4 protein-coding genes are annotated in these 7,724 nt (G+C 60.9%); 1 reads left to right on the top strand and 3 read right to left on the bottom strand.

The genetic code is table 11. The annotated features are described in order from the left end of the window. The first annotated feature begins 402 nt into the window (after positions 1 to 402). Positions 403 to 1,038: a LysE family translocator gene (locus ISX84_RS18150; RefSeq protein ID WP_195821792.1), complete on the top strand. Its 636-nt coding sequence runs from the start codon at positions 403 to 405 to the stop codon at positions 1,036 to 1,038. A gap of 88 nt (positions 1,039 to 1,126) precedes the next feature. Here the strand turns inward: ISX84_RS18150 and ISX84_RS18145 are convergent, their stop codons facing one another. The 3 genes from ISX84_RS18145 to ISX84_RS18135 all read right to left on the bottom strand — a co-directional run bounded on the left by ISX84_RS18145 (position 1,127) and on the right by ISX84_RS18135 (position 7,505). Then, positions 1,127 to 2,497 carry an HlyD family type I secretion periplasmic adaptor subunit gene (locus ISX84_RS18145; RefSeq protein WP_195821791.1) on the bottom strand — a complete coding sequence of 457 codons (1,371 nt, stop codon included), beginning with the start codon at positions 2,495 to 2,497 and terminating at the stop codon, positions 1,127 to 1,129. Then, positions 2,494 to 4,239, bottom strand: a complete 1,746-nt coding sequence (locus tag ISX84_RS18140; protein ID WP_195821790.1) for a type I secretion system permease/ATPase — start codon at positions 4,237 to 4,239, stop codon at positions 2,494 to 2,496. The genes ISX84_RS18145 and ISX84_RS18140 overlap by 4 nt, the downstream gene beginning before the upstream one ends. Positions 4,240 to 4,301: 62 nt before the next feature. Continuing rightward, the gene (locus tag ISX84_RS18135) at positions 4,302 to 7,505 is read right to left on the bottom strand and encodes a beta strand repeat-containing protein (protein WP_195821789.1); all 3,204 of its coding nucleotides are present in this window, start codon (positions 7,503 to 7,505) and stop codon (positions 4,302 to 4,304) included. Positions 7,506 to 7,724: the final 219 nt, after the last annotated feature.

Below are 7,724 nucleotides of genomic sequence, written 5' to 3'. Positions count from 1 at the left end.
AGCCATTGCGACGTGGTGAGTTCGTAACGCTTGGTCATGTGATCATCTCCAGACTGCTCAATCTGGTCCTCTATGAATCACACAATCACATCCCTTGTGAATCCTGAATGTCGATTGGTCCTAGCGCGGAGCTTCGCGTCATTCTGGCGGCATGCTGGGATTTCACCTGACAAGGGTATCGCGCACCAGATTGTGGATACACCCAAAACTCCGGATATCGCCGAATGAGGGAATTCGACGGCCACAGCGAAGCTTTTCGCACAAACCGCATTCTTCAGGGTATCGTGTTCATACGCGCCGCAGTCTTTCGTGCGACTGCAGAACCTGATCTGGGTTGTCCAATGGTTGATACGGGTGACCTGATGATCGAAAAACTGAGTTAGTCACAACAGGAGACATCGCATGAGCTTTGATATCTGGGCACTCTATGTCGCAACCGTGTTCCTCTTCATGCTGACACCCGGCCCAAGTCATTTGCTGATGCTTTCAAACAGCATGACGCATGGGTTCAGACCCTCCATTGCCACCGCCATCGGTGATCTGAGCGCAAATGCCCTGCAGATGCTGGCCGCGGGTTTGGGGCTGGCCGCGATAATCGTGGCCTCGCAACACGCGCTGACAGTCATCAAATGGATGGGGGTCGCCTATCTGCTGTGGATGGGTATCCGGATGTGGCGCACTGCGGGCAAAGGTTCCCCGTCGATGAAATCAAACATGTCGGCGTCGCCGCGCAAACTCTGGCTCCAGGGTTTCGTGACCTCCGCCGCCAACCCCAAGGCCGTGGTGTTCTTCGCGGCGCTCTTTCCGCAATTCATCACCGCAGACCAGCCGTTTTTCCTGCAACTCTTCATCCTCTCTGCGACATACATTGCCATCGACGGGGCTTTCCTGCTGAGCTACGGGGCGAGCGCTGGCTGGCTTGCCAAACGCCTGAAGGCCAAGGCACAAGTCGCAATTGGCCGCATCGGCGGGGCGTTCCTGATCGGCGCGGCCATTCTGCTGGGCCTCAAGAGCATGCGCGACACGGCGGGCTCCTGAACCATATTCGCGGCCTTCTCGCCACCCTCTAAATCCTCAGGCAGAGCGCACATCACATCGCGCTCTGCCATCTCACTTGTACGCCGCTCTATTCAATGAACGTGCGCGCTAGCCTGTCCTGAAGGGGTTGGGTCAGATAGCTGAGCGCAGACCGTTCGCCCGTGTTGACAAAGAGGTCCGCAGGCATACCCGGCACCAGATCCAGCTCGGCAACGGCTGCAGGTTGGGCGCTGTCGAATGTGACCCGCGCCGTATAGTAGGCTTGGCCGGTGCGGTCATCCTCCAGACTGTCAGCGGAAATATCGACGATCCTGCCCGTGGCCTCGGGAATTTCCGCCTGATCAAAACCCGACAACCGCACGCGGGTCGATTGGCCGATAAAGAGCTTTTCAATATCCGCCGTGTTGACCCGCGCCTCCACCACCAGCGGCTGGTCCACCGGCACGATATCGAGGATGGGTGCGCCGGGGCGGATGACACCGCCTGACGTAAAGACGGTCATTCCCACAACGCGCCCGCTGACCGGCGCGGTGATGGCCACCCGTTTCAGACGTTCCGTGGCGCCCACATATTGCGGCTCCAGCGTCGCCAGCAGCCCTTCGACCTGCGCGAGTTCCGTCGAGGCCGCCTCGTCACGCTGGGTCTGTTCGCCAATGCCTGTCAGCTGCAATTCACTGATCTGGTTTTGGGCCTGCGCCTCCTGCGTCTGCAAGGAGGCATCCACGCCTTTCAGGCGCTCAACCTCCACACGGCGGGCGTTCACACGGGCAGCCGCCACAAGGCCCTTTTCCAGAAGCGTTTCGAGATTGCCAAGCTCTTCCCGCGTGATCTCAAGCTGGCGGGCGTTCGATTGTCGCTGCGCGCGCAGGCCAGACATCTGATCCTGCAAATTGGCGATCCGCTGGGCCAGCAAATCCTTCTCGGCCGTGCGGGTGCGCATTTCCGCATCGAAGAGCAGTTTTTGCGTCTGATAGGCGTCCTGCCAGTCGTCGCGGTGCATCGCGACCCTGAGCGTCTCCTGCACATAGGCCGGGCCGAATGTATCCGCTCCCTCAAGCTGCGCCAGCAAACGCGCGCGGCGGATCATCAGATCCCCAAGCTGACTTTGAATGACGTCCAGATCGACATCGAGATCCGTGCTGTCCAGTTCGAGAAGGGTCTGCCCCGCCTCGACCAGATCGCCATCTGTCACAAGGATGTCGCGCACGATACCGCCGTCCAGATGTTCCACGGTCTTGCGATTGCCTTCCACAACCAGAGAGGCGGGCGCGACAACGGCCCCGTCGAGCTTGGAGGACGCCGCCCAATAGGCCGCGCCCCCGATGAAACCGGTCACGACGATCAGGCCTGCAAAAACAAAGCCCTTGATCCCCGCCCCGTTGGCGCGGTCTTCTATGCGGTTATAGTCTTCGAGCCGAAGAACAGTCTGGGCGGGATGCGTTGGAAGGTGAGAGGTCATTGAACCGCTCCTTTCTGAAGCTGCTGGTCCTTGCGCGCGGCAAGCTGTGGGTTCTGTTTGCGGGCCATGACGGGCTGCTGTCTTGGGCGCAGGATGTCCTCCTTGTCTCCAAAACCGCTCTGCATGCCCTTACTCAGGGTCAGGACCTTGTTGACCGCTTCGAGCGTGCTGGGCCGGTGCGTCATCACAAAGGTAATAGCCCCCCGGGCACTGGCCCCACGGATGGCATTGCGCAACGCCAATTCCCCTTGGCTGTCGAGGTCGGAGTTCGGCTCATCCAGCACCAGGATAAACGGATCGTCATAGAGCGCCCGCGCCAGAGCAATCCGCTGACGCTGCCCACCCGAAAGGTGGAAGCCATTGCCGATCTGCGTGGCATAGCCTTCCGGCAGATTGCTGATCAGATCGTGCACATCCGCCGCGACCGCCGCCCCCAGCACCTTGGTGTCGTCAATGGCGGTGGAGAAGCGCGCGATGTTTTCGCGGATCGTGCCGTCAAAGAGCTGCACGTCCTGCGGCAGGTATCCGATGAGCTGCCCCAGATCTGCGGCGTCCCATTTCGCCATCGGCGTACCGTCCAGACGGATGGCGCCGCGCTGGGGCGTCCAGATCCCCGCGAGCATTTTCGCCAGCGTGGATTTGCCGGACCCGCTGTGGCCGATCACGGCCAGAACGTCACCCGCCGACAGCGCAAAATCAATGCCGCCAATGGTGGCGTTCTGCGCCAGGGGCGGCCCGGCCTTTGCAATGGTGGCGTTGAGGGAGATTTGCGGGCGCGGCAGGGACAGACGTTTGAGCTCCTGCGGGAATGCCTCGCTCAGCGCGGCGAGATTCTTGTAGGACCCGCGCGCTGCCAGAAAGGTACGCCACTGGCCAATCAGCTGATCGATGGGGGCCAGCGCGCGGGCCAATACGATGGTCGCAGCGATCATGACACCGGCCGTGGCGTCACCGATGATGGCAAGGGCGGCACCAAGCCCCAGCATGGCCGACTGCAACCCCATCCGGATCGTCTTGGACAGCACCGAAAAGCTTGCGATCCGATCACTGACACGGGTTTTCAGGCGGTGCGCATCATGCTGCAGAGCCGTCCAGCGCCGGGCGAGATCACCAGTCATACCCATTGCGTGGACAAGCTCTGCATTTTGCTCACTGGAGGTGAACAAGGCGTCGGACCTGCTGCGCGCGTGGGATGCATCCTGCATCACACCAGAGGCGCGCGTGTTGTTGATCAGGGCCAGAATTGTGAGCAGTACCGCCCCGGCAAGCCCCAGCGCGCCGAGATAGGGGTGCAGCATGTAGAGCGCGGCGAGGTAAATCGGAATCCAGGGCGCATCAAAGAACGCGATCAATGTGGAGCCGGAGATGAAATCGCGCAGCCCGGTGATGTCGGCGGCTGGGCTGTCACCTGCCGCGGTCTTGCCGTGCAGACGGCGGCGGATGGCGGATTGCAGGACAGGTGCGCCGATTTTCAGTTCAAACCGGGCCCCGAGGCGGTTGAGGATGCGCGTGCGCATCAGGTCGAGCAGGCCGGTCACGATGAAAACGCCTGCCAGAAGAAGGCTGAGCGCGATGAGCGTGTCCATGTTCTGGCTGGTCAGCACGCGGTCATAGACCTGCAGCATGTAGAGGGGACCGGCGAGCATGAGAAGGTTCAAAACAAGGCTGAAGAAAGCGATTGCGAAAAAGCCGCCTCGCAGGGAGGACCAGGCTGATTTGACGGTGGATTTTTTCTGAAACATGGGGGTGATCTCTTTTCAGGGTGAAGGGGCGGCGGCCAGTGCCGCCGCCCCGTTGGATGTCATCAGGCGATGAAATCGTCTTCGGTCAGTTGGGTGCTGTCGATGCCCTCGAACCGCACGGAGGCGTCGGAGGAGAAGGACAGAACCGCGTCTGCGCCGTCCTGGGACACAGCCGAGGACAGATCGAAGTCGGGCCCGAAATCGGTCAGACGGATCTTGTCGATACCCAGTTCGAAGTCGCCAACGATGTCGTTGCCATCACCCGGCGCGAAGGAGAAAATATCAGCCCCCTCACCACCGAGAAGCAGGTCGTCGCCGCCCTGACCGTCGAGCAGGTCATCACCCGCACCGCCGCTCAGTGCGTTGTCCGCGTCGCTCCCGATGATCACGTCGCCATCGTCAGACCCGATGACATTCTCGATGGAGCTGAGAACATCAGTTTCGATCTGGTTTTCGATGACATCGTCACCAACCACACCGGTGGGCGAGATCGGTTCGATCACATCGAGGGTCGCGCCTGCGTCCACCAGCGTGTCCTGCACCACAGGCCCGTTTTGACCGGCTGGCGCATTATGCAGATGGATGGCCGAGACCACACCGGGGATCGGCGTCTGCAGATCGGCCTCGTTCAGACCCACGACGCTGAGCTCGCTGGAGTATGTGACCGCGCCGGTATGCACTTCCTGCACGATGACCAGTGAGCCTTCGCCCGTGGCGGTACTGTCCGATGTCGGCCCCGGCTCCTGGCTTGCGTCCAGCCCCCCCGAGAGGGTGATGGTGCGGAAACCGCCAACCGTCACATCGCTATCCACCAACAACTGCCCGCGGATTTCGCCGCCCGGGAATTCTGCCGTGTGGATGTTGAAGTAGAGGTTGCCTGCAACCGCCTGTTCGACGAACTGCGTTCCATCAGCGATGGCTGAGCCGAATTGACCCGGAGCCGAGACCGCCTGATCGGTGACCCGCACGGTGAACCCGGTATCCCGCGTCGCCGTGCCGTTGCCATTGGGGCCGAGGTTCACATTGACCGCGACATCAAGGTCGGAGAAATCGACCGTATCGAAACCGTTGCCGCCGTCGATGAAGTCATTGCCAAGGCCGCCGACGATCACGTTGTCGCCCTGACCGGCGATCAGCACGTCATCCCCCGCGCCGCCATTGACGACACCATTGATCTGACCGAGGTCTACAACGATGTCGTCTCCGGCACTCAGTAACACACTACCATTTACAACACCTGCGTCGTCATTGACGAAAGTGACTGAGCCGCCTTCGGTGGCATCGATGGCGTTCACCTGACCGGTGATTTCGCCTTCGTTGATGATCGCGCCAAGGATGTTCAGGCCGCCGTCGATCCGGATACCGGCAGCCGCGTCGCTGTCTTCCGATCCGGCGATCAGCCCGTCGTTCTGCACCAGTCCGGCAAAGCTTGCGTCTTCCTGATTGCTGAAGAGCCGCAGACCGTCGCCCACCTGATTGCCTTCTGTGGCGTCACCGCGCCCCTGGAAGATACCCTCGTTGAAGATGGCCGCCGAGACGACATCGCCATCCACATCGCCGGTTTGCAGCGACACGGCGGATCCATTGTTGCCCTCGCCTGCGTCCACAAGGCCGGTGTTGGTGAAGGTGTAGTTGTCGGCTGTGCCATCGGCGTAGACGGTGCCGTTGCGTTGGTTGCCCGTGCCGAGGATTGCGCCCTCGTTCCGCACATCAAGGCCTTCACCGTCGATGTTCAGCGCGCGGCTGTCAGAGGTCACCAATCCGCGGTTGACGAACGAACCGCCCGTGTGATCGCCGGTGCCAAAGTAGACGCCGTTTTGCCCCCCGGCAAAGACGCCGCTGGCTTCGTTGACCAATTCGCCCTGGAAGTTGACGCCGTTTACGGCGCGGAACGCACCGGTTGTGCCCACGAGGCTCTCGGAGGTCACTGTGCCTGCGTTGGTGATCGTGCCGTCAAAGAGGGCAGCCGCAAAGCCAGCCTCGCCGCGCACGCCTTCCAGGCGGATACCGTCACCCGCGGTGCCTGCGGCAGCCGAGGCCTGACCGCGCCCGGCGATGGTGCCTGCGTTGGTGATCTCCACCTCGCCATTGCCGTCTTCGGCCAGCGAAAGCGAGATACCTGCACCGTCGTTGCCCGCGCCTGCATCGATTGTGCCATTCGCGAGGTTGTTGATGGAGAAGTCGCGCGCCGTGTCATCGGCATAGACTGTCCCGTTACGCTGATCGCCGGTGCCCAGAATGTCACCGCCGTTGATCAGATCAACGCCCAACCCATCGATGTTGACCGCGCGACTGTCCGACTGGATCGTGCCAAAGTTCAGGACGTCCAGATCATGTTCGGCGTTGCCGATGTAAAGACCATTGCGCACGCCTTCGATGGTGCCGGTCGAGGTGTTCAGGATGCGCCCTTCGGCTGCAACACCGTCGGCCACGCGGATACCACCGGCTGTGCCCTGATTGCTCTCGGAAGAGATCAGACCGCTGTTGACAATGTCCGTCTCGGAGACGGTGCCCTCGGCGCCATTGTTGATGCGGATGCCGTCGCCCGCGCCGGGTGTGTTGGCAGCCGCCTGCCCGCGTCCCTGAATGGTCGCGCCAAAGCCGTTGAATAACGTGTTTTCCACACGGTCGCCCGCTTCGTCGCCAACTTGCAGCGAGATGCCCGCACCATTATTGCCGGCCCCAGCGTCGATGGTGCCGCCGGAGAAGTTGCTGATCGAGACGTCTTCGGCGCCCGCATCACTGTAGATGGTGCCGTTACGCTGGTCGCCGGTGCCAAGGATGTCGCCAAAGTTGCGGACGTTGACGCCCTCACCCTGGATATCCACCGCGCGGCTGTCGGAAGAGATGACACCGCCGCGAAAGTTGTCCAGCGACCCGGAGCTACCCGCGCCCGCAAATTGAACGCCGTTAAAGTCGCCTGCGATCTCGCCGAAATTGCGGATCGCCGCACTGCCGGTGACCTGAATGCCGGTGGCCAGCGCGTCCGGGCCGGAATTGGCCTCGATGCTGCCGGAACGGAAGTTGAAGACCTGCGCGTCCTCGCCGGTCACCGCGACGGCGGCGGCGGCGTTGTTTGTTTCGACCTGACCAAAATTCAGGAAACGTGCAAAATCATTGTCGAGCAGAAAGGCGGGCGTGTTGTCGACCACTGTGCTTTGGAAAAAGCCATTTGTCAGCGTTTGACCGTCACGCGCTGCCTCTTGCGCCAGCGAAGATGTTGTCAGCAGTCTGGCCCGCAAACTTGCTAGAAATTCGGAAAGCATTGGGGAGCTCCATGGTTGAGTTGCGTTAGGCGGATGATGTGTTCTCCGCTGCTCAATCAGGTGCCTGTGCCCCTCAGGTTATAGAAATTCTTTGATCGAATAGAGGGCATAACCAAGGCAAATACTCACGTGGTTCGCGAGCTGGGTAACAATAAAATTGATTAATTACAGTTAGTTAAAAATCCACCACAAGGTCGGCGTTTTATTCGATGACACTGC

The sequence above is a fragment of the Roseobacter sp. MH60115 genome, from assembly GCF_015644665.1.
Taxonomy (GTDB): Bacteria; Pseudomonadota; Alphaproteobacteria; order Rhodobacterales; family Rhodobacteraceae; genus Roseobacter.
This window is presented reverse-complemented; position numbering and strand designations above follow the sequence as displayed.